General features: G+C 68.3%; 26 protein-coding genes and 2 riboswitches. Of the genes, 13 read left to right on the plus strand and 13 right to left on the minus strand.

From position 1 onward, the window contains the following. Positions 1 to 8: 8 nt before the first annotated feature. From rsmB to def, 3 genes are all read right to left on the minus strand, one after another. A complete protein-coding gene (rsmB, locus tag BAY15_RS16995; protein WP_068854167.1) occupies positions 9 to 1,349 on the minus strand; it encodes a 16S rRNA (cytosine(967)-C(5))-methyltransferase RsmB in 1,341 nt (446 codons plus the stop codon). Position 1,350: 1 nt separating this feature from the next. Continuing rightward, positions 1,351 to 2,274 (minus strand): methionyl-tRNA formyltransferase, encoded by a 924-nt coding sequence (gene fmt / locus BAY15_RS17000; protein WP_068854168.1) that lies wholly within the window; start codon positions 2,272 to 2,274, stop codon positions 1,351 to 1,353. A 74-nt stretch (positions 2,275 to 2,348) separates the two neighbouring features. Further along, a complete protein-coding gene (gene def, locus BAY15_RS17005) occupies positions 2,349 to 2,861 on the minus strand; it encodes a peptide deformylase (protein WP_068854169.1) in 513 nt (170 codons plus the stop codon). Between the two features lie 125 nt (positions 2,862 to 2,986). On the opposite strand from def, the gene BAY15_RS17010 reads away from it, so the two are divergent. From BAY15_RS17010 to BAY15_RS17050, 9 genes are all read left to right on the plus strand, one after another. After that, the gene (locus BAY15_RS17010) at positions 2,987 to 4,120 is read left to right on the plus strand and encodes a LysM peptidoglycan-binding domain-containing protein (protein WP_068854170.1); all 1,134 of its coding nucleotides are present in this window, start codon (positions 2,987 to 2,989) and stop codon (positions 4,118 to 4,120) included. A 127-nt stretch (positions 4,121 to 4,247) separates the two neighbouring features. Then, positions 4,248 to 5,387, plus strand: coding sequence for a DNA-processing protein DprA (dprA, locus tag BAY15_RS17015; protein ID WP_068854171.1), 1,140 nt, complete (start codon positions 4,248 to 4,250; stop codon positions 5,385 to 5,387). 42 nt (positions 5,388 to 5,429) lie between these two features. Further along, a complete protein-coding gene (locus tag BAY15_RS17020; RefSeq protein ID WP_068854172.1) occupies positions 5,430 to 5,903 on the plus strand; it encodes a DUF494 family protein in 474 nt (157 codons plus the stop codon). A 39-nt stretch (positions 5,904 to 5,942) separates the two neighbouring features. Then, the gene (locus BAY15_RS17025) at positions 5,943 to 6,734 is read left to right on the plus strand and encodes a pilin (protein WP_068854173.1); all 792 of its coding nucleotides are present in this window, start codon (positions 5,943 to 5,945) and stop codon (positions 6,732 to 6,734) included. A gap of 37 nt (positions 6,735 to 6,771) precedes the next feature. After that, positions 6,772 to 7,680, plus strand: a complete 909-nt coding sequence (locus BAY15_RS17030; protein ID WP_068854174.1) for an RDD family protein — start codon at positions 6,772 to 6,774, stop codon at positions 7,678 to 7,680. A gap of 189 nt (positions 7,681 to 7,869) precedes the next feature. Beyond that, positions 7,870 to 10,368, plus strand: a complete 2,499-nt coding sequence (locus BAY15_RS17035; RefSeq protein ID WP_068854175.1) for a DNA topoisomerase I — start codon at positions 7,870 to 7,872, stop codon at positions 10,366 to 10,368. 60 nt (positions 10,369 to 10,428) lie between these two features. Beyond that, the gene (locus tag BAY15_RS17040; RefSeq protein WP_068854176.1) at positions 10,429 to 10,989 is read left to right on the plus strand and encodes a Sua5/YciO/YrdC/YwlC family protein; all 561 of its coding nucleotides are present in this window, start codon (positions 10,429 to 10,431) and stop codon (positions 10,987 to 10,989) included. 50 nt (positions 10,990 to 11,039) lie between these two features. Then, positions 11,040 to 11,852 (plus strand): DUF4124 domain-containing protein, encoded by an 813-nt coding sequence (locus tag BAY15_RS17045; protein ID WP_068854177.1) that lies wholly within the window; start codon positions 11,040 to 11,042, stop codon positions 11,850 to 11,852. A gap of 33 nt (positions 11,853 to 11,885) precedes the next feature. Then, positions 11,886 to 12,605: a DUF4124 domain-containing protein gene (locus BAY15_RS17050; RefSeq protein ID WP_068854178.1), complete on the plus strand. Its 720-nt coding sequence runs from the start codon at positions 11,886 to 11,888 to the stop codon at positions 12,603 to 12,605. A 24-nt stretch (positions 12,606 to 12,629) separates the two neighbouring features. On the opposite strand, the gene BAY15_RS17055 is transcribed toward BAY15_RS17050, so the two are convergent. Continuing rightward, complete coding sequence (locus BAY15_RS17055) at positions 12,630 to 13,406, minus strand: SDR family oxidoreductase (RefSeq protein ID WP_068854179.1); 777 nt, start codon at positions 13,404 to 13,406, stop codon at positions 12,630 to 12,632. A gap of 122 nt (positions 13,407 to 13,528) precedes the next feature. On the opposite strand from BAY15_RS17055, the gene BAY15_RS17060 reads away from it, so the two are divergent. Next, a complete protein-coding gene (locus tag BAY15_RS17060) occupies positions 13,529 to 13,744 on the plus strand; it encodes a hypothetical protein (protein WP_068854180.1) in 216 nt (71 codons plus the stop codon). Positions 13,745 to 13,859: 115 nt separating this feature from the next. Here the strand turns inward: BAY15_RS17060 and sppA are convergent, their stop codons facing one another. The 4 genes from sppA to BAY15_RS17080 all read right to left on the minus strand — a co-directional run bounded on the left by sppA (position 13,860) and on the right by BAY15_RS17080 (position 18,840). After that, a complete protein-coding gene (gene sppA / locus BAY15_RS17065) occupies positions 13,860 to 15,764 on the minus strand; it encodes a signal peptide peptidase SppA (protein ID WP_068854181.1) in 1,905 nt (634 codons plus the stop codon). An 85-nt stretch (positions 15,765 to 15,849) separates the two neighbouring features. After that, positions 15,850 to 17,220 (minus strand): MATE family efflux transporter, encoded by a 1,371-nt coding sequence (locus tag BAY15_RS17070; protein ID WP_068854182.1) that lies wholly within the window; start codon positions 17,218 to 17,220, stop codon positions 15,850 to 15,852. A gap of 71 nt (positions 17,221 to 17,291) precedes the next feature. After that, positions 17,292 to 17,846: a DUF3106 domain-containing protein gene (locus BAY15_RS17075; protein ID WP_068854183.1), complete on the minus strand. Its 555-nt coding sequence runs from the start codon at positions 17,844 to 17,846 to the stop codon at positions 17,292 to 17,294. Continuing rightward, positions 17,839 to 18,840: a hypothetical protein gene (locus BAY15_RS17080; protein ID WP_068854184.1), complete on the minus strand. Its 1,002-nt coding sequence runs from the start codon at positions 18,838 to 18,840 to the stop codon at positions 17,839 to 17,841. The genes BAY15_RS17075 and BAY15_RS17080 overlap by 8 nt, the downstream gene beginning before the upstream one ends. Before the next feature lie 437 nt (positions 18,841 to 19,277). On the opposite strand from BAY15_RS17080, the gene BAY15_RS17085 reads away from it, so the two are divergent. After that, positions 19,278 to 21,509, plus strand: coding sequence for a primosomal protein N' (locus BAY15_RS17085; protein ID WP_083214220.1), 2,232 nt, complete (start codon positions 19,278 to 19,280; stop codon positions 21,507 to 21,509). Positions 21,510 to 21,549: 40 nt separating this feature from the next. Here BAY15_RS17085 and BAY15_RS17090 read toward each other — a convergent pair whose 3' ends face one another. Beyond that, positions 21,550 to 22,170, minus strand: coding sequence for a glutathione S-transferase family protein (locus tag BAY15_RS17090; RefSeq protein ID WP_068854185.1), 621 nt, complete (start codon positions 22,168 to 22,170; stop codon positions 21,550 to 21,552). A gap of 233 nt (positions 22,171 to 22,403) precedes the next feature. Between BAY15_RS17090 and BAY15_RS17095 the strand changes: the two genes are divergently transcribed. Next, on the plus strand, positions 22,404 to 23,714 hold the full coding sequence (locus BAY15_RS17095; RefSeq protein WP_068854186.1) for an NAD(P)/FAD-dependent oxidoreductase: 1,311 nt from the start codon (positions 22,404 to 22,406) through the stop codon (positions 23,712 to 23,714). Here BAY15_RS17095 and BAY15_RS17100 read toward each other — a convergent pair. After that, positions 23,687 to 24,004, minus strand: coding sequence for a hypothetical protein (locus BAY15_RS17100; RefSeq protein WP_068854187.1), 318 nt, complete (start codon positions 24,002 to 24,004; stop codon positions 23,687 to 23,689). The genes BAY15_RS17095 and BAY15_RS17100 overlap by 28 nt on opposite strands. Further along, a complete protein-coding gene (locus tag BAY15_RS17105) occupies positions 24,001 to 24,273 on the minus strand; it encodes a GIY-YIG nuclease family protein (protein ID WP_068854188.1) in 273 nt (90 codons plus the stop codon). Before BAY15_RS17105 ends, BAY15_RS17100 begins: the two co-directional genes overlap by 4 nt. Before the next feature lie 44 nt (positions 24,274 to 24,317). After that, positions 24,318 to 24,413: riboswitch (glycine riboswitch) on the plus strand. 7 nt (positions 24,414 to 24,420) lie between these two features. After that, positions 24,421 to 24,511, plus strand: a riboswitch (glycine riboswitch). Positions 24,512 to 24,594: 83 nt separating this feature from the next. Here BAY15_RS17105 and BAY15_RS17110 point away from each other — a divergent pair. Continuing rightward, the gene (locus BAY15_RS17110) at positions 24,595 to 25,212 is read left to right on the plus strand and encodes a trimeric intracellular cation channel family protein (RefSeq protein WP_068854189.1); all 618 of its coding nucleotides are present in this window, start codon (positions 24,595 to 24,597) and stop codon (positions 25,210 to 25,212) included. Here BAY15_RS17110 and BAY15_RS17115 read toward each other — a convergent pair. Together BAY15_RS17115 and BAY15_RS17120 are read right to left on the minus strand one after the other, a co-directional pair. Then, positions 25,209 to 25,646 carry a GNAT family N-acetyltransferase gene (locus tag BAY15_RS17115; protein ID WP_237334285.1) on the minus strand — a complete coding sequence of 146 codons (438 nt, stop codon included), beginning with the start codon at positions 25,644 to 25,646 and terminating at the stop codon, positions 25,209 to 25,211. The genes BAY15_RS17110 and BAY15_RS17115 overlap by 4 nt on opposite strands. Positions 25,647 to 25,692: 46 nt before the next feature. Beyond that, complete coding sequence (locus BAY15_RS17120) at positions 25,693 to 25,998, minus strand: DUF1778 domain-containing protein (protein WP_068854191.1); 306 nt, start codon at positions 25,996 to 25,998, stop codon at positions 25,693 to 25,695. Between the last annotated feature and the right edge of the window lie 114 nt (positions 25,999 to 26,112).

The raw sequence follows: 26,112 nt of genomic DNA on the forward strand, positions 1-26,112 counted from the left end.
GTGCAGGGTTACCCTTTCTTTAGCAGACGTGCATAGAAGAAGCCGTCAGCACCCTGTTCCCCGGGCAGGCGCTGGCGCCCGGCCCAGGAGTCATGGCCGTAAGCGTCACCCAGTGGCAGGAACCCCGCGCCGCGGGTGCGCTGCAGGAAGGCCTCGATCTGGAACTGGTTTTCCTCGCGCAGGATCGAGCATGTCGCATACAACAGGGTGCCGCCCGGGGCGAGCATGCCGAAGCAGGCATCGAGCAGGCGCGCCTGCAACGCCACCAGCGCCGGAATATCGGTAGCGCGGCGGTGCAGCAGCACGTCCGGCTGGCGGCGGATGATGCCGGTGGCCGAGCACGGCGCATCGAGCAGGATCACATCAAAAGGCTGCCCGTCCCACCAGCTGGCCGGATCGGTGGCATCGGCCGCACGCACCTGGGCGTGTTCGCCCACGCCGGTGCGCGCGAAGGTCTCGCTGATGCGCTTGAGCCGGCGCGCATCGATATCCAGCGCCAGCAGCCGCAGGCTCGGGTCGCGCTCGAGCAGGTGCGCGGACTTGCCGCCCGGCGCGGCGCAGGCGTCAAGCACGCGCGCGCCCTTGGGCACGGCCAGCGCATCCGCCACCTGCTGGGCCGACAGGTCCTGCACCGACAACGCGCCATCGCTGAAGCCTGGCAACGCGGAGACGGCCACCGGTACCGGCAGGCGGATCGCATCGCTGCCCAGCGCGCTGGCCTCGGCGGCGATGCCGGCCGCTTGCAGCCGCTCCAGCATCACATCGCGACTGCCGTGCTGGCGGTTGACCCGCAGCCACAACGGCGCCGGCTGCAGGCTGGCGGCAAAAACGTCCTCGGCCTGGTCGGGCCAGTCCTGTTCGATCTGTTCGGCCATCCACTGCGGGAAGGCCTCGCGCGCCGGCAGCGCTGGAATGCCATCGCGCTGGGCGCGGCGCAGCAATGCATTGACCATTCCGGCCTGGCGCTCCTTGCCCAGCGCGCGGGCGGCGTCGACCGTGGCCGAAAGTGCGGCATGCGCCGGCAGGTCGAGCGCATCGAGCTGGGCAAAGCCGACCAGCAGCAGCGCGCGCAGTTCGTCCTCGCGCACGCTGAGCGGGCGCTGCATCCATTTCGCCAGGGCGGCGTCATAGGCGGTGCGCCGGCGCAGCACGGCAAAGCACAACGCTTCGAGCAGGGCGCGGTCGCGGCTGTCGTCCAGCGTAGGCAGCGCGGTGGCCAGTTCGGCCTTGAGCGAGCGCCCACGGCCGATCACCTGGGCCAGCACACGGGCGGCGAGCACGCGGGTGGGTACGCCCGGGGCCAGGCCGGACAGCGCGGGGGACGGTTTGTTCTGGCGGGACTGGGCCATCTCAGGTGCCCACGGCCAGGTCGCGGCGGGCATTGAGGTAGTCGGCCGCGGTGATCGCCTTGCCGCCCTCGCGCTGCAGCACGCGCAGGCGCAGCGCGCCCTGGCCACAGGCGATATCGATGCCGTCGCGGCCGGCCGCCAGCAGGGTGCCCGGGGCCTTGCCCTGGTTGTCGGCCAGCGCCACCGCACCGTGGATGCGCACGCGCTCGCCGGCCAGCTGGGCTTCGGCAATCGGCCACGGGTTGAAGGCGCGCACGGTGCGCTCCAGCACCTGCGCATCCTGCGACCAGTCCAGCCGCGCTTCGGCCTTGTCCAGCTTGTGCGCGTAGGTCACCCCCTGTTCCGGCTGCGGCTGGGCGATCGGCTTGAGGCCGGCGCGCAGCAGGCCCAGGCCGTCGGACAGCACCTGCGCGCCAAGTTCGGCCAGGCGGTCGTGCAGCGAGCCGCCCAGTTCACCGGCCTGGATCGGGGTGTGCTGGCGCAGCAGCACCGGGCCGGTGTCCAGCCCGGCTTCCATCTGCATCAGGCACACGCCGGTGTCCGCATCGCCGGCCTGGATGGCGCGCTGGATCGGCGCGGCGCCGCGCCAGCGTGGCAGCAGCGAGGCATGCACGTTCCAGCAACCGTAGGTCGGGATGGCCAGCACCGCCTTGGGCAGGATCAGCCCGTAGGCCACCACCACCATCAGGTCCGGCTGCAGGTCGCGCAGCTGCTGCTGGGCCTGTTCGGTCTTGAGCGATTCGGGCTGGAACACCGGGATGCCTCGGGCGATCGCTTCCAGCTTCACCGGCGAGGGCATCAGCCCGCGGCCACGGCCGGCCGGGCGGTCCGGCTGGGTGTACACGCCCACCACCTCCTGGTGGCGCGCGGCGGCGCGCAGCGAGGCGACGGCGAACTCAGGCGTTCCGGCAAAGACGATCTTCATGGCGTTCCCACTTGCAGAAAGAAAAACGGCGCCGGGGCACGGCGCCGAACAACCGGTCAGGCGGCGTGGCCAGGTCAGGCAACGTGCTTGCGCGACTTGGCCAGCTTCTTGCGGACCATCTCGCGCTTGAGCGGAGACAGGTAATCAATGAACAGCTTGCCGTCCAGGTGGTCCATCTCATGCTGCACGCACACCGCCAGCAGGCCGTCGGTGGTCAGCTCCTGGGCCACGCCCTGGCGGTCCAGGAAGCGCACGGTGATGGTGTCGGCGCGGGTCACGTCGGCAAAGATGCCGGGCACCGACAGACAGCCTTCCTGGTAGACCTGGCCGCCTTCGCTGGCCACGATCTCCGGGTTGATGAACACCCGCGGGGTGTCCTTCTCTTCGCTGACGTCGATGACCATGAAGCGCTTGTGGACGTCGACCTGGGAGGCCGCCAGGCCAATGCCCGGGGCGTCGTACATGGTCTGGAACATGTTGTCGATCAGTTCCTGGAAGGCCGGGGTGGTCACTTCGGCGGCGTCGATCAGCGCCGCCTTGGTGCGCAGGCGCGGGTCCGGGAACTCGAGAATGGGCAGGATGGCCATGGCAAATACCGTTTGGGGGCGCCCTTAAAGCGGCGTACGTCGCAATTCTATCGCCAACGCTTGCCTTGCGCCCCGGTTTCTGGACTATAGTGCTCGAACCTGTTGGGGAATCAGGCACCACACCTATGTTTGAAAGAACTCGTACGGTCGTCGCCGTCGCGATGCTGACCGTCGCTACCTATGCTACCGCCGTTGAAGTGAATGGCGGGCACCCGGAAACCTACGTCGTCCAGAAGGGCGATACCTTGTGGGACATTTCCGCGCGCTTCCTTAAAAAGCCGTGGTTGTGGCCGGAAATCTGGCAGGCCAACCCGCAGGTCAAGAACCCGCACCTCATCTATCCAGGTGACGTGCTGAGCCTGGCCTACCTGGACCGCGTCGTGGCCCAGCCCGGCCCGCGCCAGGAAGCGCCGATCAATGCGATCCCGCTCAGCCAGGTCGAACCCTTCCTGAAGCAGCTCAGCGTGGTGGACGAGATCGACTCGTTGCCCTACGTGGTGGCCCTGGAAGACAACCGCCTGCGCGCCACCACCGGCCAGACCGCCTACGTGCGGGGGCTGGAAGGGGCACAGGTGGGCCAGCGCTGGGCCGTGGTCCGACCGACCGTGCGCTACTCGCTGCCCAAGCCGACCGAGGACCTGACCGCCAACGGGGATGTCACTCCGGGCAGCGGCAACCTGTGGAAGAACTTCGTGGCCGCGCCGAGCAAGCGCAACGAGATGCTGGGCTACGAGCTGTCCCAGCTGAACGTGGGCACGGTCGTGAAGGTGCCGGACGACAAGTCGGACGTGACCTCCATCGCGCTGCAGGGCCGGACCGACGGGCGTGAAGTGCGCGCCGGCGACCGCCTGGTGCCGGTGGAAGCCACCCCGTACGACCTGCAGTTCTTCCCGCACGCCCCCGCCGCCCAGACCGAAGGCCTGGACGTTCGTGTGCTGGCGGTGACGGACATGTACCTGGCCGGCGGCCCGCGCGACGTCATCGCGATCTCGGCAGGCAGCGCCAACGGCATCGACAACGGAACCGTGGTTTCGCTGTGGCGCCAGGGGCGGCATGTGGCCCACCGCATGAAGTACCCGGGCTCCTCGCGCATGGACGACTCGCTCACCGACGGTGCCGGGCGCGTTTCCCTGCCCGATGAGTACGCCGCCCACGCGATGGTGTTCCGCACCTTCGACAAGGTCAGCTATGCGCTGGTGATGCAGGGCGTGAAGCCGGTGCTGGTCGGCTATTCGGCCAAGCACCCCGACGCGCAATAACCGCGCCGGGTCGGCGCTGCCGACCCCACCACGCGGTAGGTACCGACCGTTGGTCGGTACACATCCTGACGCAACAACACGACGGCGCCCCAGGGCGCCGTCGTCGTATGCGGGCTAGCCTGAGCCGATGCCCGATGACCTGCCCTGCTCTACCGAGGCGCTGCTGCGCCTGGTCCTCGCCGGTGGCGCCCCGGCACCCCGCCGCGCCCTGCTGGTCCGCTTCGCTGATCCCGCCCAGGCCCTGGGTGCCGGCCCTGCCGCATGGCGCGCCGCCGGTTGCAGCCCGCACCAGCGGGCACTGCTGGCGCTGCCCGACCGCGACGCGCTCGCTCGCGGCCTGCATTGGCTGTCGCAACCCGGCCGGCACCTGCTGTCGATCGAAACCGACGACTATCCCACTCTGCTGCGCCCGCTGGATCCGGCGCCGCTGGCGCTGTTCGTGCACGGCGACCCGGCCACCCTCTGGCACCCCGCGGTGGCCGTGGTCGGCAGCCGCACCCCATCGCCCACGGGTGCCGAGCTGGCCGCCGAGTTCGCCGGCGCCCTGGCCCGCAGCGGCCTGGGCGTGGTCAGCGGGCTGGCCGCCGGGGTCGATGCGCGGGCCCACCAGGCCGCCCTGGACGTACCCGGCGGGCGCACCGTGGCCGTGGTGGCCACCGGCCTGGACCTGACCTACCCGCCCCGGCACGAAGCGCTGCAGGCACGCATCGCCGAGCGCGGGGCCGTGGTCAGCGAGTATCCGCCCGGCACCGTGGCGCGCCCGGGGCAGTTCCCGGCCCGCAACCGGATCGTGGCCGGGCTGACCCTGGGCACCCTGGTGATCGAGGCGGCAGCCCGCTCCGGGGCCCTGATCACCGCGCGCCTGGCCGCGGAGATCGGCCGTGAGGTATTCGCGCTGCCCGGCTCGGTGCGCAACCCGCGCGCGCGCGGCTGTCACCGGCTGATCCGTGATGGCGCCCAGCTGGTGGAAACCCCGGCCGAGGTCGTGGCCGGGCTGACCGGGGCGGCCGCCAGCTTGGGGCAGGCCTTGCGTTGGCGCCTGGACGCCCCCAATGAACAGGCACGGTCGGCGCATGCCAGCGCTTCCCCCTTCCCCCTCCCCGACTACCAGCGATTGTGGAACGCGCTGGATGAAAACCCAACGGGTATGGATTCATTGATCCAGCGCAGCGGATTGACGGCGGACCAGCTGTCGGCCATGCTGCTGATCATGGAACTGGATGGAAAGGTGGTCGCCAACCATGGCCGCTACTGTCGAAAACCCTAGTTTCTTCACCTCCACAGCGTCGTTGACGCAGGCCGAGGGGCAATGAAAGAGAGCATTCTGGATGTCCTGCTGTACCTGTTCGAACACTATTTCAGCGAAGACGCGGACCTCATCCGCGACCGCGACTCCCTCCAGAACGGCCTGATACAGGCCGGCTTCAGCCCCACCGAAATCAACAAGGCCTTCGATTGGCTGGACGCCCTGGCCGAGCAGCGCCCGGCTGTGACACTGGCCCGCGTCGACGGTCCCGTGCGCATTTTCCATGGCCCGGAGCTGGACAAGCTCGACGTGGAAGGCCGTGGCTTCCTGATGTTCCTGGAACAGCACGGCATCCTGGATGCCAACCAGCGCGAGCTGGTGCTGGACCGCGCCATGGCCCTGGACCAGGACGAACTGGACCTGGACGACCTCAAATGGGTGGTGCTGATGGTGCTGTTCAACCAGCCCGGCGCCGAGGCAGCGTATGCCTGGATGGAAACCCAGATGTTCGTCGACGAACCGGAACCCCTTCACTGACCGTACACTGGGTGCTTCGCGCATTCAGGGGAATGGAAAGTGAGCCAGTGGTTCTATGCAGAAGGGAATCGTCAGCAGCGGGGTCCGCTGACATCTGAAGAGTTGATCGCGCTGTACCAGTCCAGCCGCATTGCGCTGGATACCCTGGTATGGCGCGACGGGCTTGCCCAATGGCAGCCCCTGCGAACTGTCGCCGACGAGATCGGTCTGGTGATCGCACCGCCGCCGGCGGTGGATCCGCCGCTCCCGCTGGACGCCCCGCAGTTGGAGCCGGTCGTGCCCAGCCCGCCGAGGATTCCCGGGTTCGACACGCCTGCGCCGCGCGCCACCGGACCCGGGCCGGCCACGCCCGCCTATGCCTCGGCGCCGGGTTACCCGCGCGCCGCGCCGCCGCCGAAAAAGACCTCCGGCTGCCTGATCATCGGGCTGGTGGTGGGCCTGGTGTTCCTGGTGGTGATCGCCATCCTTGCCGCGATCGCGCTTCCTGCCTACAGCGATTACCAGCACCGTGCCCGCGTGGCCAATGCGGTGGGCATCGTGTCGCAGCTGAAGAACCAGGTGACCGAGTTCGCCATGAGCACCGACCGCTGCCCGGTCAACGCCGACGATGGCTTCCAGAGCCCGACCTCGTACGCCGGCGACTACGTGGGTGCGGTGCGCATCGGCCGCATCGGCGAAGACAAGTGCGGCATCGAAATGGAATTTGCCGTGCCGGGCAAGCGCGCACTCGATGGCAAAATGTTGTGGTTCGAATACGACATGCAGAGCCAGGCGTGGACCTGCAGCAGCGATCTCGACACCAAGTATCTGCCCGCGCAGTGCCGCGGTTGAGCAGCACTTCAATTATGGATGAGAGGGGAAGCACGCAATGACTGAGTGGTATTACGCAGACGGCCAGGACCGCCAGGGTCCGTTGCTGGTCGAAGACCTGCGCCAGCGCTTCCAGCGCGGTGAAATCAGCCTCACGACGCTGGTATGGCGCGAAGGCTACCCGCAGTGGAAGCCGGTGTCCGAAGCGGTCGAGGAACTGCAGCTGCAGAACCTGACCAGCGCCGCGAGCAACCTGGGCAGCGGCTTCGACCTGCGCGGGGATTACACCGCCATCGACAACGGCACCGCACCGCTGCCCGGCACCGGCGGCGGCACCTATTCGCCGTATACGGCACCTGCCGCCACCGGCGGCTACGGCGCGGCCGTGGTGGGCGGTGGCGAGGTGGTCTACGCCGGCTTCTGGAAGCGATACGCGGCATACTTCCTGGACTCGATCGTGGTGGGCATCATCAACGTCCCGGTCAGCGTGGTGTTCAACCTGATCGGCGCGTCCAGCGGCAACGAAAGCCTGGCCCTGGCGATGAGCCTGGTGGCCATGCTGAGCGGTTTCGCCATCGGCATCGGCTACTACGCAGGCTTCCACGCCTCGCGCGGCGGCGCCACCCTGGGCAAGATGGCCGTGGGCATCAAGGTGGTGCGCAGCGACGGCGAGCGGATCACCTTCCTGCGCGGCGTGGGCCGCTACTTCGGTTTCATCCTGAGCAGCCTGACCCTTTTCATCGGCTTCATCATGGCCGCCTTCACCGAGCGCAAGCAGGCACTGCACGACATGCTGTGCGACACCTTGGTGGTGGACAAGTGGGCCTTCACCGAGAACGCCGAGTTCCAGGAACGAGGCCTGGGCACGGTCACCATCGTGATCCTGGTCATCAGCGGCATCCTGACGGTGGCCATGATCGGCCTGTTGATCCTCGGTTTCGGGGCCATTGCCGCGTCCATGTCCTGACCGGCCCTCACACCCGGCCGCTTGACACAGGCGGCTCCGGCGTGATTCCTCTAGCAGGCGCAAAACCTGAACGCCCGGCGCATACCCGGGCGTTCAGCATATGGAATTCGACGGCTGCCCTTCACTAATGCGGCCATTTGCTCCACCCTAGCGCCCTCTCCCGGGCTGCTGCCCACAGAAATCAACGACATGCCCAAGCACCTGCTCATCGTCGAATCGCCCGCCAAGGCCAAGACGATCAACAAATACCTCGGCAAGGACTTCACCGTCCTGGCCTCGTATGGGCATGTGCGCGACCTGGTCCCCAAGGAAGGTGCGGTCGACCCCGACAACAACTTCGCGATGCGCTACGACCTGATCGAGAAGAACGAGAAGCACGTCGATGCGATCGCCAAGGCCGCCAAGGGCGCCGACGACATCTTCCTGGCCACCGACCCGGATCGCGAGGGTGAGGCGATCAGCTGGCACATCGCCGAGATCCTGAAGGAACGCGGGCTGGTCAAGGACAAGCCGATGCAGCGGGTGGTCTTCACGGAGATCACCCCGCGCGCGATCAAGGAGGCGATGAGCCAGCCGCGCGCCATCGCCAGCGACCTGGTCGATGCCCAGCAGGCGCGCCGCGCGCTGGATTACCTGGTCGGCTTCAACCTGTCCCCGGTGCTGTGGCGCAAGGTCCAGCGCGGCCTGTCCGCCGGCCGCGTGCAGAGCCCGGCGCTGCGCATGATCGTCGAGCGCGAGGAAGAAATCGAAGCCTTCATCGCCCGCGAATACTGGAGCATCGATGCCGCCTGCGCGCACCCCTCGCAGCCGTTCAATGCCCGCCTGATCAAGCTGGACGGCCAGAAGTTCGAGCAGTTCACCGTGACCGACGGCGACACCGCCGAGGCCGCGCGCCTGCGCATCCAGCAGGCCGCCCAGGGCAACCTGCACGTCACCGACGTGGCCAGCAAGGAGCGCAAGCGCCGTCCGGCCGCCCCGTTCACCACCTCCACGCTGCAGCAGGAAGCCTCGCGCAAGCTGGGCTTCACCACCCGCAAGACCATGCAGGTGGCGCAGAAGCTGTACGAAGGCGTGGCGATCGGCGACGAAGGCACCGTAGGCTTGATTTCGTACATGCGTACCGACTCGGTCAACCTGTCCCAGGATGCGCTGGCCGAAATCCGCGACGTGATCGCCCGCGATTACGGCATTGCCGCCCTGCCGGACAAGCCCAACACCTACCAGACCAAGTCCAAGAACGCCCAGGAAGCGCATGAAGCGGTACGCCCGACGGCCGCGCTGCGCACCCCGGCGTCGGTGGCGCGCTACCTCACCGACGACGAGCGCAAGCTGTACGAGCTGATCTGGAAGCGTGCGGTGGCCAGCCAGATGATTCCGGCCACGCTCAACACCGTCAGCGTGGACCTGTCGGCCGGCAGCGAACACGTGTTCCGCGCCAGCGGCACCACCGTGGTGGTGCCCGGCTTCCTGGCCGTGTACGAGGAAGGCAAGGACAACAAGAGCGCCGAGGACGACGACGAAGGCCGCAAGCTGCCGGCGATGAAGCCCGGCGACCGCGTGCCGCTGGAGCGCATCCTGGCCGAACAGCACTTCACCCAGCCGCCGCCGCGCTTCACCGAAGCGGCGCTGGTCAAGGCGCTGGAAGAGTATGGCATCGGCCGTCCGTCGACCTATTCGTCGATCATCCAGACCCTGCTGTTCCGCAAGTACGTGGAAATGGAAGGCCGCAGCTTCCGCCCGTCCGACGTGGGCCGTGCGGTCTCCAAGTTCCTCTCCAGCCACTTCACCCAGTACGTGGACTACGACTTCACCGCCAAGCTCGAAGACGAGCTCGATGCGGTGTCGCGCGGCGAAGAAGACTGGATTCCGTTGATGGCCCGCTTCTGGGAACCCTTCAACCAGCTGGTGGAAGAGAAGAAGGAATCGGTCGACCGCGCCGAGGCCAGTGGCGCGCGCGAGCTCGGCACTGACCCCAAGACCGGCAAGCCTGTCAGCGTCCGGCTGGGCCGCTTCGGGCCGTACGCGGCCATCGGCAGCACCGCCGAGGACGCCGAGGACAAGCCCAAGTTCGCCTCGCTGCGCCCGGGCCAGTCGATGCACACCATCAATCTGGAAGACGCGCTGGAGCTGTTCCTGATGCCGCGCGCGCTGGGTGAGGACAAGGGCGAGGACGTCAGCGTGGGCATCGGCCGCTTCGGCCCGTTCGCCAAGCGTGGCAGCACCTACGCTTCGCTGAAGAAGGAAGATGACCCCTACACCATCGATCTGGCCCGCGCGGTGTTCCTGATCGAAGAGAAGGAAGAGATCGCCCGCAACCGCATCATCAAGGAATTCGACGGCAGCGAGATCCAGGTATTGAACGGCCGTTTCGGCCCGTACCTCAGCGACGGCAAGATGAACGGCAAGATCCCGAAGGATCGCGAGCCGGCCTCGCTGACCCTGGCCGAAGTGCAGCAGCTGATGGAAGAAACCGGCAAGCCGGTGCGCAAGGGCTTCGGAAAGAAGGCCGCCAAGAAGGTCGTGGCCAAGAAGGCCCCGGCGAAGAAGGCGGCAGTGAAGAAGGAGCCGGCGGCGAAGAAGGCGGCCGTCAAAAAAGCCCCTGCCAAGAAGGCACCTGCGAAGAAGGCGGCGACCAAGAAGGCCGCCACGAAGAAGGCCGCAGCAAAGAAGGCAGTAAAGAAGGCCTGACCCCGGTAGCGCCCGACCGTGGGTCGGGCGACAACACGGCGCACTGGAACGGTCGTCACCATGAATGAACTCACCGTCGACTCTGCCTCTCCCGCGCTGCGCGCCGGCGGCGTGATCGCCTACCCCACCGAAGCGGTGTGGGGACTGGGCTGCGACCCGGCCAACGAAGCGGCCGTGCTGAAGCTGCTGCAACTCAAGCAGCGGCCGGTCGAGAAGGGCATGATCCTGGTCGCTGCCGACCTGGCCCAGCTGCAAGGCTGGGTGCGGATCGACGCGCTGCCTGCCGAGCGCAGGGACGAGGTACTGGCCAGCTGGCCCGGCGCCAATACCTGGATCCTGCCCGCCGGGCCTCGCGCGCCACGATGGATCACAGGGGAACACACCGGCATTGCCGTGCGGGTCAGCGCCCACCCGCTGGTGGCGGCGTTGTGCCGCGCATGGGGCGGGCCGCTGGTGTCCACCAGCGCCAACCTGGCCGGCCAGCCGCCGGCGCGCAGCCGTGCGGGACTGGACCCGAACCTGCTGCGCGACCTGGACGGCTTGGTTGACGGCGCCACCGGTGGCTTGGACCAGCCCACCCCGATCCGCGACGCCCTCACCGGCCACGTCCTGCGCACCTGAGCCGCATGGCGTTCTTTGCGCCTGCACAGGCAAGGCCGCACACTGCGGCCATGCGCCCACACCCTGCCCTCCCGCTCTACCTGTTGCTGCTGTGCAGCGCCCCGCTGGCGGCGCAGGACAGCAGCGTGCGTGTCTACCGCTGCGTAGGCAGCAACGGGGCGGTATCGCTGCAGGACGCCCCTTGCCGCGACGGCCGCCAGGAAGTGCGCGAGATGCAGCGCCCGCGCGATCCGGCGCCGCGCGTGGTGCGCAGCGACCGTGACCCCGCCACGCCGGCACCGGCAGCACCCGAGCGCGAGGTGCGCTATGTGCAGGTACAGCCGCCGCAGCCGATGTACGAATGCATCCGCGACGACGGCAGCCGGTATACCAGCGAAACCAGCGAGGGCAATCCGCGCTGGGTGCCGGTGTGGACCAGCGCCTGGATCCCAGGACGCCGGCCCGGTGGCATCCATCCCGGCCCTGGCCCTGGCCCTGGCCCGGGACCGGGGCCGGGACCACGCCCATTGCCCCCGATCGCCCCGATGGGCAGCGGCTCGGTCAGCTCCAGTGGCGGCTCGCTGACCGTTTCCGGCGGCGGCTCACGGGTTGGCGGCAGCCTCTCCGTCGGCAGCGGCAGTACCCAGTGGCACAGCGAAGGGTCGGCGTACCCGGGCACCTACCAGGACGTGGTGGTTCCGGCCGGCAACGTGCTGGTGCGCGACCAGTGCCACCCGTTGCCCGCCAGCGAAGTGTGTTCGATCCTGCGTGACCGCCGCTGGGAGCTGGTGCGGCGCTACAACAGCGCGCTGCAGGGCGAGCGCGATGCGATCAGCCGCGAGCAGCGTGGCGTGGATGCGCGCCTTGACCGGGATTGCCGGTAGGGCGCGGCAACCGGCGCGTTGTATCCTGCGCCGATGAAACCGTATTGGCTCCTGTTGCTGCTGTGTGTGGCGTCGTCGGCGGTGGCCGATGAGCCGATCGTGTTCCGCTGCACCGATGCGGACGACAACGTGACCGTGCAAGGCAAGCCCTGCCCGGCCGGCAGCCACCAGGTGATCCAGCGCATGAATGCCGCGCCATCGCGCGCGGAGGTGTCCGTGTCGACCCAGGCGACGCCCCCGCCGCCTGCCGCGCCGACGGTCCAGCCGTTGTCACCCGCACCGATGCCGCCGCAGGTACCCGGCAAGGCGCAGCCGATGGAGCGCATGATTTCAGAGGCGTACGAAGTGCCACGCGGCACCGCGATCCTGGACAGTGCCAACCTGCCCAAGCCCGGCGACGAGTTGCCCGGCGACGGCCCGGCAAAACCGCCGCTGCCGGAGATCTACCAGTGCCAGGGCCAGGACGGCGGACGCTACCTGCACGAGCTTGAACCGGCACCGCCGACCTGCGTGCTGCTGTCGGTCACTGCGCTGGGCGGCAACACGCCGGTCAACGCCGCCAGCTGCGAAGTGGTCCGCGATACCTGCGAGCCGCTGGCTGAAGACCAGCGCTGCAATGCGTGGCAGCAGCGCTTCCGCGATGCGCGCGGGCGGGAACGCTTCGCCTCGCCCGGCACGGCAGCCGCCGCTGCCGCCGAGCGCGAGCGCCTGCAGGGCGTGCTGTCAGAAAGCAACTGCGCGGTACCCCGGTAGGTACCGACCGTTGGCCGGTACGCCTCAGAACCCGTAGCGCAGGAATCCGCCGTCCACGGCAATGCATTCGCCGGTGACATAGCTGGCCGCAGGCAGGCACAGGAACCCGACGGCGGCAGCTACTTCCTCAGGCTCGCCGATGCGCCGCATCGGGGTGCGGTCGATCACCTGTTCGTAGTAATCCGGGTCCGCCAGCGGGCCGGAGGTGCGGCGGGTGCGGATGTACCAGGGCGCCACCGCGTTGACCCGGATGCCGTCTTCGGCCCACTCCACCGCCAGGTTGCGCGTCATCTGGTGCATCGCCGCCTTGGTCATCCCGTACACCGCGCCACTGCGCACATGGGTGAGCCCAGAGACACTGCCGACGTTGACGATGGCCGAGGCGGCGTGGCGGGCCAGCAACGGGTGCGCATAACGCGACAGTTCGAACGCCGAGAACAGGTTCGTCTCGAAGATGCCGCGCCACTCGTCTTCGGTGTACTCGGTGGCCGGCTTGGTGATGTTGCCGCCGGCATTGTTGATCAGCAGGTGCAGCCCATCGCTGTGGTCTTCCACCCAGTCCAGGATCTCGCGACGATCCTCGTCGTCGGAAACGTCGGCGGACAGCCCATGGATCTCACGATCCGGATAGGCATCGGCCAGCTCATCGCGGGCCATTTCCAATGCGTCCGCGTCGCGCCCCACGATCAGCAGGTCGGCGCCGAATCCCAGCAGCTCGCGCGCGATCGCCAGTCCGATACCGGCACTGGCACCGGTGATCAATGCGGTCTGTCCGTCCAGTCGCCAACGATGCGCACTCACCTGCTTCTCCTGCCTTAGGGCACTGCAGGATAGCCCGCATGCCGGTGCGGCGCACCCCATCACACACGGGCCGGCAAAGCGGTGCGAAACTGCGCGTCCCTGGGTTCGCCTGCGAGGTTGCCATGTTGATCCGTATCGCCCTGCCGCTGGCTGCCCTGCTCGCCTTGAGCGGCTGCAGCCGCCCGGTGCCACCGGACCCTGACAAGCGTCCGGAGCCCCAGGCCACCGCATTGCGCGACGCCATGCAGCAACCGCTGGACAAGGCCAAGGCCGCGCGCGAAACGCTGGAAAAAGCACCGGACACCAGCGCCGCCGACGAGGTCGAAGCGGGCCGGTAAAGAATAAAAAAACCCGGCCTTGGCCGGGTTTTTTTGAAGGGCGTCACCACCAACGGTGGTGACCTACCAGGACAATCGCATCGGGTAGATCACGACCGTTGGTCGTGATCCGCCGTCAGAAACCGCAGAAGCAGTACGCCAGCGCCTTGACCGGGGCGCTGCCGCGCGGGTCGCGGGCGGCGTCTTCGACGAAGCGCAGCTGGGTGTCCACTTCCGGCATCGACCGGGCCAGCATCATCCGCGCCACGCCCGATTCGCCCAGCATCCAGGCACCGGCATGGCTGCCGGCGAAGCCGCTGAGGAACTGCGCGAACGGAGTGGCAGGCTTCTCGATGTAGCGCACGCGCACCTTGTCCGGGCCGCCCAGCTTGGCGCGGTTGGAGGCGTCGGCAATGGCCGCCTTGAGGCCGCCGAAGGCATCGACCAGGCCGCGTTCCTTGGCCTGCGCACCGCTCCACACGCGACCGCGGGCGACTTCGTCCACCGCTTCCACCGGCTTGCTGCGTGCATCGGCCACCTTGCCGGTGAAATCGGCGTAGCCCTTGTTGATCACCGACTGGATCACCTGGCCCACGGCCGGATCCATCGGGCGGGTGATGTCGAACGCACCGGCGAAGCGGGTGGTGCCCACGCCGTCGGTGTGCACGCCGATCTTGTCCAGCGAACGCGACAGGTTGGGGATCATGCCGAAGATGCCGATCGAACCGGTGATCGTCGACGGATCGGCGTAAATGCGGTCGGCATTCATGCTGATCCAGTAGCCGCCCGATGCCGCCAGGTCGCCCATCGATACCACCACCGGCTTGCCGGCCGCCTTCAGCGCCACCACCTCACGGCGGATCTGCTCCGAGGCGAACACTTCACCGCCGGGCGAATCCACGCGAAGCACCACGGCCTTCACGTTGTCGTCGTCGCGCGCTTCGCGCAACAGCGCCGAGGTCGACTCACCGCCCACGCGGCCGGCCGGCAGGTCGCCACCGGCGATCTCGCCGGACGCCACCACCACCGCCACCTGCGGTCGCGAATCCACCGGCGAACGACGGGTGTCGATCTGGGTCAGGTATTCGTCAAGGTTGATGCTGCGGAAGCCACCGTCGGCGTCTTCATCGGCCACGCCACGATCGGCCAGCAGGTCTTCGACTTCCTCGCGGGTCTTCAGGCCGTCCACCAGCTTCTGCTGCAGGGCGAACTTGGCCAGGTCGCCACCGGCAGCAGCGATGCCTTCGGGCATGGTGTCGATGCCGGCGGCCAGCTGCGCGGCGTCCAGCTTGCGCGCCGTGGCGATGTCGGCCAGGTAGCGCTGCCACACGTCGTTCATCCAGAACAGGTCGGCTTCCTTGGCCTGCGGCGACGCCGCGTCCAGCACGTACGGTTCGGCGGCGGACTTGTATTCGCCCACCTTGAACAGGTGCACGTCCACGCCCAGCTTGTCCTGCAGGCCGGTGCGGAAGTACTGGCGGTAACGACCGAGGCCTTCCAGCACCACCCCGCCCATCGGGTCGAGGTAGATCTCCTTGGCCTGCGCGGCCAGCAGGTACTGCCACTGGCTCATGTTGTCGCTGTAGGCCACGATGTCCTTGCCCGACGCGCGCAGTTCCTGCAGCGACGCGGCTACTTCACGCATCGAGGCAAAACCGCTCGGCTGCAGCTTGTCCAGCTGCAGGACCACGCGTTCGATCTTCTTGTCCTCGCGCGCCGCATCCAGCGCGCGCACCAGGTCGCGCAGCTGCACTTCCTCGGCGCTGTTGTCGCCAATGGCCTTTGCGAGCGCACGGCTGACCGGATCCGCACTGAACTGTTCGACCAGGCGGCCTTCCGGCGCGATCACCAGCGTGGTGCGGTCCTGCAGGGTGCGGCCGCTGCTGGCGCCCTTGCCCATCGCGAAGACGAACAGGACCAGGATCAGCAGCAACAGGCCGAAGAACAGCAGGTTGAGGATCAGCCTGCGGGTAAAGTTCATCACATCCCACAGCCCGATGAAGAAGCTGGCGACGGGATTGCGACGCACGGGTTGGTTCATGGGGAAAACTCCAGTTGGCTTCTTGCCGTGGTACCAGCATAGCCCGTGCCGGACAGCCCGGCATCGGACACAAGTAAGGGGGCCATCAGGCCGTCAGGTTCAGGTCATTGCCGACACGAAGGCTGCTCACGCGCAGCCGCCAGCCCATCAGGATCGCCGCTGCGGTCAGCCCCAGGATCAGGCCCAGCCACATGCCCTGCGGACCCATGCCCAGGCCCAGGCCGAGCCCGGCGCCGAGCGGCATGCCCAGCCCCCAGTAGGAGAACATGGCGATGAACATCGGCACGCGGGTGTCCTTCAGGCCGCGCAGCGCGCCGGCTGACAGCACCTGGATGCCATCCGGGAACTGGAACGCGGCCGCATACAGCAGCAGGGTGGAGGCCAGCGCGGCCACGCCCATGTCGGCGGTATACACCCCGACGATGGCGTCGTGCCCGAACAGCAGCACCAGCGCCGACAGCGTCTGCGTGCCCAGGATGATCAGCAGGCCGGCGATGGCAGCGCGCCGCACGCCCAGCCCGTTGCCACTGCCTACCGCATGGCCCACGCGCACGGTGGTGGCTTCGGCCACGCCCATCGGGATCATGAAGCACAGCTGGGCCACGTTGATGGCGATCTGGTGCGAGGCCGCCTCGGTGGCGCCCAGGCGACCGATCAGCAGGGCGGTAACGATGAACAACCCGCCCTCCATCAGCACCGTGATGCCGATCGGCAGACCGGTACGCAGCAGGTCCCAGATCGCCGCCCAGCGCGGCAGCTCCAGGTGCGAAAACAGTTCCAGGTGGGCAAAGCGCTTGGTCTTCCACAGGTAGCCGGCAAAGCACAGCGCCTGGATCCACATCATGGTGGCCGAGGCGATGCCCAGGCCTTCGGCGCCCATTTCCGGGAAACCCAGCTTGCCGTAACACAGCACGTAACCCAGCGGCGCCAGCACCAGCAGGCCGCCGAAGCCGAGCAGCATGGTCGGGAGCGTCCAGTGCATACCTTCGCTGAGGTAACGCATGCAGAAGTACAGGGTCAGCGCCGGGCCACCCCATCGCACCGCATGCAGGAACGCGGTCGCGCCCGGCACGATGTCCGGGGCGATGCCGAACGCGGGCAGCGACGGCGGCACCACCGTGAGGAAGGTGAACATGATCAGGCCCAGGCCCAGCGCCAGCCACAGCGCCTGGCGGAACAGCGGGCCGATCTCCCGCTCGCGGCCGGCGCCATGCAGCTGCGACACCGAGGCGGTGAGTGAGATCAACGTGCCGATCGGGATCAGCATCGGCAGCCACAGCAGCGCCGTGCCGATGGTGACCGCCGCCAGCGTCTGGGTACCGTGGTGCCCGGCGATGACGTTGTCGACGAAGGAAATCAGGCCAGTGGAGATGTGGCCAAGGACCAGCGGCAGCGCAAGCAGGCCGGTGGCGCGCACTTCCCGGGAGAGGCGCGGCGTTGCGGTAACGGTAGACATGGGATCACAGACGGCAACTACGGCAGCGCGCGGAGGGCACAGGCACCGGGTTGCGGCCGGTCATCTTACGCTCAACGCACCAGGTTTTCCTTTAACCACGCATCGCGCGCGGCCGGCGCCAGCCCCAGGAACTGGTCGCGCACCTGGTCGCGCTCCTGCGGCGGCGTGCGCTGGGCGATCAGCGTGAGCTGGGCCAGCTGGCCCTCGTTGAGCTGGCGCAGCGCGGCCAGGGCGGGTTCGCGCTGGTCAGCGGGCAGGTAGCCGAACAGACCCTGCAGCTTGGGGAAATGCTGGCCCAGCTGCGGGCCCAGCAGCCAGCCGTCGCGGAACCGCTGGTCCTGTTCGTCGAAGCGGGCCCGCAGCGCCTGCTGCTGTGCAGCGGGCATCGCGGCAATACGGCCGGCGGCCTCGCGGATACGGGCACGTTCGGATGCAGGCAATGCCTGCCATTGCGCATAGCGGCTGCGCAGTTCACGCAGCTGGGCCGGGTCCAGCGCGGCGGGGGTGGCGGGAATGGCGGGTGTGGTAACCGGCACAGGCGTGGCCGATGGCAGGGGCAGCGGCTGTGGCGCGGCATGCGCACCGGTCGCCAGGCCCATGGCGAGCAGCAGGATCGATTTATTCATCAGCGGCTGCCGTCTCCAGGCCGGCGGTGGCAGGTTCGGGGCGGCTGGGCTGCGGTTGCGACTCGTCCACCGGGACCGGCCCACCGGCGGCAGCCCACGCGTACAGGTCCGCATCGCGGGCGAGCATCAGGTCCGGGTCGGCCAGCATGGCCGCGTCACTGGCGGCGTGGGCCGGATCGGCCGGCGCCGTCACCGGCAGGTCTTCAGCCGCCAACGGTTCGACCCGCACCGGGTCGGCGGTGGACACCGCGCCGTCGGGCACGCTGGCCTCGGGGGCGAGCGCCGGGCTGCGGTGCTTCCACCACGCCGCACCGCCCAGCAACACGGCGATGGTGACCAGCAGGATCAGCAGGCCACGCCACAGCGGCCGGCGATTGTGACGGCGGACCGGCGTGCGCCGGGGCGCCGCATCGGCCGGGGCCGGCGCGCGCCATGAGGCCGGACCCTTGCCCGGCGCGGGGGCCGGCGCGGGCTGGTGCAGTTGCTGCAGCCTGCTGGCCGGCAGGTCACGCAGGCGCTGCTGCACCTGTTCGGCCAGGGCACGCCAGCCTGCCGCATCGGGGTGGCCCTGCGCATCGCGTGGGCAGGCCTGCGCCAGCGCCTGCTGGTAGTCGGCGACCGGCAGGTCCAGGATCTGCGCGGCGGCCGCCTCGTCCAGCCCGCCCCCTACCCGCAGCAGCAGCGCCAGACGTGCCGGCGGCGCCAGGCTGGGCAGGTGCGCCAGGCCAGGGGCCCACTGGCCGCCAGGGGCCGGCATGCGGATCGGGGTGCGGTGGGCCAGCAGGATCCAGAACCGGTCCGGCCACTGTGCCATCGGCACATCGCTGGCGATGCCGGCGAAGGCGCGCATCACCGCCACCAGTGCCTGTTCGGCGACGGTCGGGTCGCCGCACTGCAGCTCGGCAACCACCAGGGCACGGCGTTCGACGCCTCGCAGGAATGCGGACAGGGCACCCGCTGCAGTAGAGGAAACAGGGGCGTTCACAGCCGTCATAGCAACTCCATCAAGTGCCGAAATGATAGCGAGTGCGCCCGCGCAGGGGGATGCCGATACGGGTCACGTGCGACTACCGCGGTGATGTAGATGGCTTGACAGCGGCGCAGGTTGTGCACAGCACCAACAAAATCGGCAGAAAACCGGCAGGTGAAGCCGGCGTCACCCATGTGTCAGCTGTGTTTCACAGCCATCTTCTTGATTTACATACATTTAGTTGTGTGGCTATTTTTTGACCAACCCAGGCTTCACTGCGGAACTCCCTGACAAACAGCTCGGAGTTCGACACTCGCACACAGACTTATCCACAGAAGATGTGGATAAGACCGAATCTCCAATGGCCACGGATATTTAGCTCCTATTTAGGTTCCACGGCGCCATGCGGCGATCGGTTTCGTGCGCTGAACAGGGCCGGTTCGGGCCGCTACACTGGCGCGATGCTGCCCCCCGATCCAGCCCCCCTGCTGACCCTGGAAAGTGCCCCGGCGCCGCTGCCGGATGCCCCCTCCCTCCAGGTTGCCCTGCCCCTGCCGCTGCCGCAGTGGTTCGACTACGCGCCGCCGCCGGGAGCGCCGCCCGGGCCTGGCATGGTCGGTCGCCGGCTGCGGGTGCCGTTCGGCTCGCGCGAGCTGGTGGGCGTGGTGGCCGGGATCGGTACGGTGACCGACGGCAACGCGCTGCGCGCTGCCGTGGAATGGCTGGACCCGGCGCCGCTGCTGGGCGGCGAGCTGTGGACCTCGCTGCAGTGGCTGGCACGCTATACCCATGCGCCGCTGGGCGAGGTGGTCAGCACCGCCCTGCCCGCGCCATTGCGCCGTGGTGAGCCGGTGCCCGACACCCATCGCTGGGGCTGGCAGCTCACTGCCGAAGGACTCGAACACCGCGCCAAGCTGCGGGCCGGCACCCGTCCGCACCGCCTGGCCGAACAGCTGGCCGGCGGCAGCGTGGACGAGGACCTGCTCGACGAGGCGATGGACGACTGGCGCAGCGCGGCGCGCTCGCTGGCCAAGCGCGGCCTGGTCGAGCGCATCGCGCTGGAGCACGCCCCGGCGATGCCGGCCCTGCGGCCGGGGCCGACCCCGAATGCGGAGCAGGCCAACGCCATCGCCGCGATCACCGCCCACGCGCGGTTCGGCGCGTTCCTGCTCGACGGGGTGACCGGCAGCGGCAAGACCGAGGTGTACCTGCAGGCCATCGTGGACTGCCTGGCCCGCGGCCGGCAGGCGCTGGTGCTGGTGCCCGAGATCGGGCTGACCCCGCAGACGCTCGCGCGCTTCCGCAGCCGCCTGGGCATTGCGGTGCACGTGCTGCATTCGGGCCTGAACGACAACGAGCGCGCACGGGTCTGGGCGGCCACCGCGCGCGGCGAGGCACAGGTGATCGTGGGCACGCGCTCGGCGGTGTTCACCCCGTTGCCCAACGCCGGGCTGATCGTGGTCGATGAAGAGCACGACGGCAGTTACAAGCAACAGGACGGCATTCGTTACCACGCGCGCGATTTCGCGCTGGTGCGGGCCAAGGCGCTGGATGTGCCGGTGGTACTGGGCAGCGCCACGCCGTCGCTGGAATCACTGCACAACGCACATGCCGGCCGCTACACCCATCTGCGCCTGAAACAGCGCGCAGGCGAGGCGCGCCCGCCGCGGGTGCGGGTGCTGGACGTGCGCAAGCGCCCGTTGAAGGACGGCCTTTCGCCCGAGGTGATGGAAGGCATCGGCCAGCACCTGGCGGCCGGCCACCAGGTGCTGGTGTTCAAGAACCGCCGCGGTTACGCACCGGTGCTGCTGTGCCACGACTGCGGCTGGACCGCGCCCTGCAAACGCTGCGATGCGCCGATGACCGTGCACGCCGGCGGCCGCCGGCTGCAATGCCACCACTGCGGCGCGCGCCAGCCGGCGCCACTGGCCTGCCCCGACTGCGCCAGCCTGGCGCTGCAGCCACAGGGCATCGGCACCGAGCGGCTGGAAGAACACCTGGCGGAAGCCTTCGCCGATTTCCCGGTGATCCGCATCGACCGCGGCACCACCAACCGGCGCGACGCGCTGGAGACCCAACTTGCCACGCTGGGCGACCGCGCCGGCATCCTGGTCGGCACCCAGATCCTGGCCAAGGGCCACGACCTGCCCAAGCTGACCCTGGTGGTGGTGGTGGGCATCGACGAGGGACTGTTCTCCGCCGATTTCCGCGCCAGCGAGAAACTGGCCCAGCAGCTGATCCAGGTGGCCGGGCGCGCGGGGCGCGCCACCGATGCCGGCGAAGTCTGGCTGCAGACCCATCACCCCGGGCACCCGTTGCTGGAAACACTGGTCAACGGGGGCTACCACGCCTTCGCCGACGCCGAGCTGCAGCAGCGCGAAGCGGCCGGCTTCCCGCCGTTCGCGCACCTGGCGCTGATGCGCGCCGAGGCGCAGCAGGTGGAGCACGCCAACGCCATGCTGATGGCGGTGCGCGAGCTGATCGCGCATGAGTGCCCCGTGGAACGCTTCGGCCCGATGCCGGCGCCGATGCCGCGCCGCGCCGGTTACCAGCGCACGCAGCTGCTGCTGTCGGCCCCGGCGCGGCGGCCGCTGCATGCGCTGCTGGATCAGATCATGCCGCAGGTGTACGGCTTGCCGCAGGCGCGCAAGGTGCGCTGGTCATTGGACGTCGATCCCACCGACCTGTATTGAAAGCGTGCGGACCAACGGTCCGCACCTGCCGTCCGTTACCTCACGTCAACGGCGTCATGACCGCTTTGACGTACGCCGGGCGCTGCTGGAGGCGCTGGTACCACGCTTCCAGGTGCGGCAACGACGGCCGCTGGATCGGCAGCTCGAACCACGCATAGACCAGCGCGCCCAACGGAATGTCGCCCATCGCGAACTGCTCGCCGGACAACCACGGTTGCTGCGCCAGGGTGGCATCAGCCATGCCCAGCAACTCGCCGGCACGGGTGATCGCGGCATTGATGCGGGCCTCGTCGCGGTCGGCCGGGGCGGTGCGCATGATCCCCCAGATCAGGTCGGTGTACAGCGGCGCCATGCGCGAGGTACTCCAATCCATCCACTTCTCGGCCTGGGCGCGCGCCATCGCATCTTCGGGGTACAGCGTGCCCAGCGCGTAGCGCGCGCTCAGATAACGCACGATGGTGTTGGATTCCCACAGCGGCAGGCCGTGGTCTTCGATCACCGGCACCAGGCCGTTGGGGTTCATGCCCACGTATTCCGGCGACTGGGTGCCACCGAAGGGGCCGCCCACTTCGATGGATTCGTACGGCAGGCCGATTTCCTCCGCGCACCACAGCACTTTGCGCACGTTGCTGGAATTGCGGCGGCCCCAGATCTTCAGCATGTTGGTGTTCCCGGTTGTCGATAGGCGCCGATACGATACGCCGATCAACGCGCCGGTGTTGACGGTCTTCTTTCGGAAATGCGCGCACGCAGGTGGACTTTCCAGGCAACGAACGGATCGGCCGCCGGCAGGTGCGACGGCTGCTGAACCCCGTATCTGCCATCCACGTGAATATCGCGCGTCACGTGCGACCATGCAGTGCTTCGCTTCGACCCCCGCCAAGGAGTCATTGCATGACCCGCGATTCCCTGCCCCACCTGGTCATCATCGGTGGCGGCTTCGCCGGCCTCTGGGCCACCCGCGCGCTGGCCAGCGCGCGCATCCGCATCACCCTGGTGGACCGTCGCAACCACCATCTGTTCCAGCCGCTGCTGTACCAGGTCGCCACCGCCGGCCTGTCCGCACCCGACATCGCCGCGCCGCTGCGCCACATCCTGGGCGACCAGCGCAATGTTGAAGTGCGGCTGGGCGAGGTGACCTCGATCGACAAGGCCAGCCGCCAGATCACCCTGGCCGACGGCAGCCAGCTCGGCTACGACACCCTGATGCTGTGCACCGGCGCCACCCACGCCTATTTCGGGCACGACGAGTGGGCCGCCGACGCGCCTGGCCTGAAAACCCTGGACGATGCGATCGCACTGCGCCGCAAGCTGCTGCTGGCCTTCGAACGCGCCGAGGCCGAGCCGGATCCGGCACGCAAGGCGGCGTGGCTGAGCTTCGCGGTGGTCGGCGGCGGCCCCACCGGGGTGGAACTGGCCGGCACGTTGGCCGAGATCGCGCGGCACACGCTACGCAACGAGTTCCGCCATATCGATCCGGCCAGCGCCAAGGTGCGGCTGGTCGAAGCCGGGCCGCGGGTGCTGTCCAGCTTCCCCGAGGTGCTGTCGCTGAAAGCGCGGCGCCAGCTGGAGAAGCTCGGGGTGGAGGTGTTGACGGGTACAGCGGTCAATCACATCGACGGCGAGGGCTTCCAGCTCGGCGAGCAGTTCGTTGCCGCGCGCACCGTGGTGTGGGCCGCGGGCGTGGCCGCTTCGCCGCTGGCGCGGACGCTGGAGGTGCCGTTGGACCGCGCCGGACGCGTGCCGGTGCAGCCCGACCTGACCCTGGCCGGGCACCCGGAGATCTTCGTCGCCGGCGACCTGGCCGCGCTGCAGCAGGCCGATGGCCGGCCGGTGCCGGGCGTTGCCCCGGCCGCCAAGCAGATGGGCAAGCATGTGGCCGCGACAATTCGTGCACGGCTGGAGGGCAAGCCGTCACCCGGGCCGTTCAAGTACCAGGACTTCGGCAACCTGGCCACGATCGGCCGCATGGCCGCCATCGTGCACCTGGGCCGGCTGCAGTTGTCGGGCGTGCTGGCGTGGTGGTTCTGGCTGGCCGCGCACGTGTTCTTCCTGATCGGGTTCCGCAACCGGATCGTGGTGCTGCTCAACTGGGCGGTGGCGTATTGGAGCTACCAGCGCAGCGCGCGGATCATCTTCGGTGATGACCGCGAGGACCGGCGGCCGAAGCCATCCGATCAGGGATCGTTGCCGGGCGCGAGGTGAACGTCCCAGGTACACAGGTAGTCCGGATCGCTGATGGTCAGTGCCATCGAGCGCAGGGTGTAGTCGCCTGGAGCGGCCGGCGTGTAGTGGTCCAGCGTGGGCGGCAGGAACAGCTCCCCGCCGTCCACTGCGCTGGCCAGTACCACGCCCTCGTCGTCATTGATGCGCAGCACGTGCCCGGCCATCTGGCGGTGCTCCAGGGCGTTGCCCTGGGCGTCAAGGTAGGTCATGCCGGCGAGCACGGTCTTGCCGATCATTGCGCGCGCCTTGGCCGGGTCGATTCCGGTCATGTTCCGGCACTCCGTTGCTGCAGCCAGGCCAGTTTGCGTGCGCGCGGCTGGCGCTTGAGCTCGCATTCGGCCTTGGAAGCTGCCGAGCGGTTGGGATACGCGCGCACCGCCAGCAGCTTCACTGGTGGATTGGCGCGGGTGTAGCGCGCGCCTTTGCCGCACAGGTGTGCCTGGAAGCGGGCGTCCACGTCGTTGCTGATGCCGGCGTAATAGCTGCCGTTGCGGCATTCCAGCAGGTAGACGTACCAGGGGGCGGGTTCAGCGGGCATACCGGGATTATCCACCGGCGGGGGCGCGCTGGCTGCTAGAATCCGACCCGGATGCAGGAGAGAGGCGCCGCGCTGGCGCCCGCCGAAGGCGCAGGCTCCCATAATCGCTCAGGCCGGTGGCTCGATACTCCACCAACCATGCATCCAACACGCCGATCTGGAGAGAGGTCTTCAATGACCCGCCGAAGGGGCACGTGGCCTGGCCACTGAACTCTCAGGCAAAAGGACAGCGGGAGCGGCAACGGAATCCCACCCCACGACAGTGCTGCGGCGCTGGCGCGTGCGCGTTTCCGTCCCCGCCTGCACCTCCGGAGCCATTGCATGCTGCTGTCCATCATCTACCTCATCGCCATTTCCGCCGAAGCCATGACCGGCGCGCTGTCTGCCGGCCGGCGGCGGATGGACCTGTTCGGCGTGGTCATCATCGCCTGCGTCACCGCGCTGGGCGGCGGTTCGCTGCGCGATATCGTGCTGGGCCACTACCCGCTGGGCTGGGTCAAGCACCCCGAGTACCTGGGCTTCACCATATGTGCGGCGCTGATCGCCACCTGGGTGGCGCGCTGGATGCACCACTTCCGCCGCACCTTCCTGGTGCTCGATGGCCTGGGCCTGATCTGCTTCACCCTGATCGGCTGCGCGGTGGCGCGCGACGGCGGCCACGCGGTGCCGATCGTGCTCATCGCCGGCATGCTCACCGGCGCCTTCGGCGGCGTGCTGCGCGACGTGCTGTGCAACGAGGTGCCGCTGATCTTCCAGAAGGAGCTGTACGCGGTGATCACCCTGCTTACCGGCGCGGCATGGCTGGGCCTGCTCGAACTGGGTGTGTCGCTCAACGCCGCCACGTTGTGGTGCCTGGGCGGCGGCTTCGCCTTCCGCCTGCTCGCGATCCACTTCAAGTGGGAGATGCCGAAGTTCGTGTACCGCGACGAGGTGCATTAGCACGCAAGGGGCAGCATCAGCGTCAGAGGGTGAATGGGTGAAGCGATGAAACCGTGCTTGAGGTAGAACGCCTTGGCGGGCTCATCGATGGCATGGCAGAGCAACGCCCGTGCGCCGACCTGACCGCACGCCTGCAGCGAACGTAGCACCGCATCCTTCAACAAGCCCTGGCCAATGCCTTGCCCCGCCCTGTCCGCATGTACCGCCAACCGCCCCAACACGATGACCGGAATGGGATCGGGCATGTTGCGGCGGATTCGTCCGGGCACGGCGTCATGCGCTATCGAGCCGGCTGAAAGCGCGTAATAACCGACAACGCGACGCTGCTCGTCGCAGGCCACGAAGCATCGTGATGCGCCGGATGCCTGGTTCTGGCGTGCGCGTTCAAGCAGCCATTTCGCCAAGGCTGGAGCACTGCAGCGGAAGTCATCCAACAGATGTTCCGCGTGCAGCGGGGTTGGAGCGGAGAGCCACAAGGGCTCAGCGTTCCCAGGGCGCCGGCGTGCTCAACAACCGGCGCAGCGCCAGGTTGTCCTCCAGCGGCGCGTCCAGCAGCGCATTGAAGCGCTGCAGCTGCTCGGCATTCAACGTGAACTGCGTCTGGTCGGCCAGCACCTCGCGCGCCCTGTCGCAAGCGGCATCCAGGATGAACTCGGTGCGATTCACGCCACTGATTGCTACGGCACGATCGATCAGATCCTGCTTATCGGCAGGGGCCCGGAAATTGATGACTTTGCTTGCGGTTCCCATGGGAAGCACCCGCACGTTGCTGGACTGTGCATACATTGTACATACACCCTGTAGGACCCTCAAGTGAGGCCTGCAGTCTGCGGCCCCGGGCGCGCAGTATCCAATTGATTCTCTTTAACAAAACCAGACTTCCGGTAGAGCGGATCTTTC

The sequence above is a fragment of the Stenotrophomonas rhizophila genome, assembly GCF_001704155.1.
In the GTDB taxonomy this organism is placed as follows: domain Bacteria; phylum Pseudomonadota; class Gammaproteobacteria; order Xanthomonadales; family Xanthomonadaceae; genus Stenotrophomonas; species Stenotrophomonas rhizophila_A.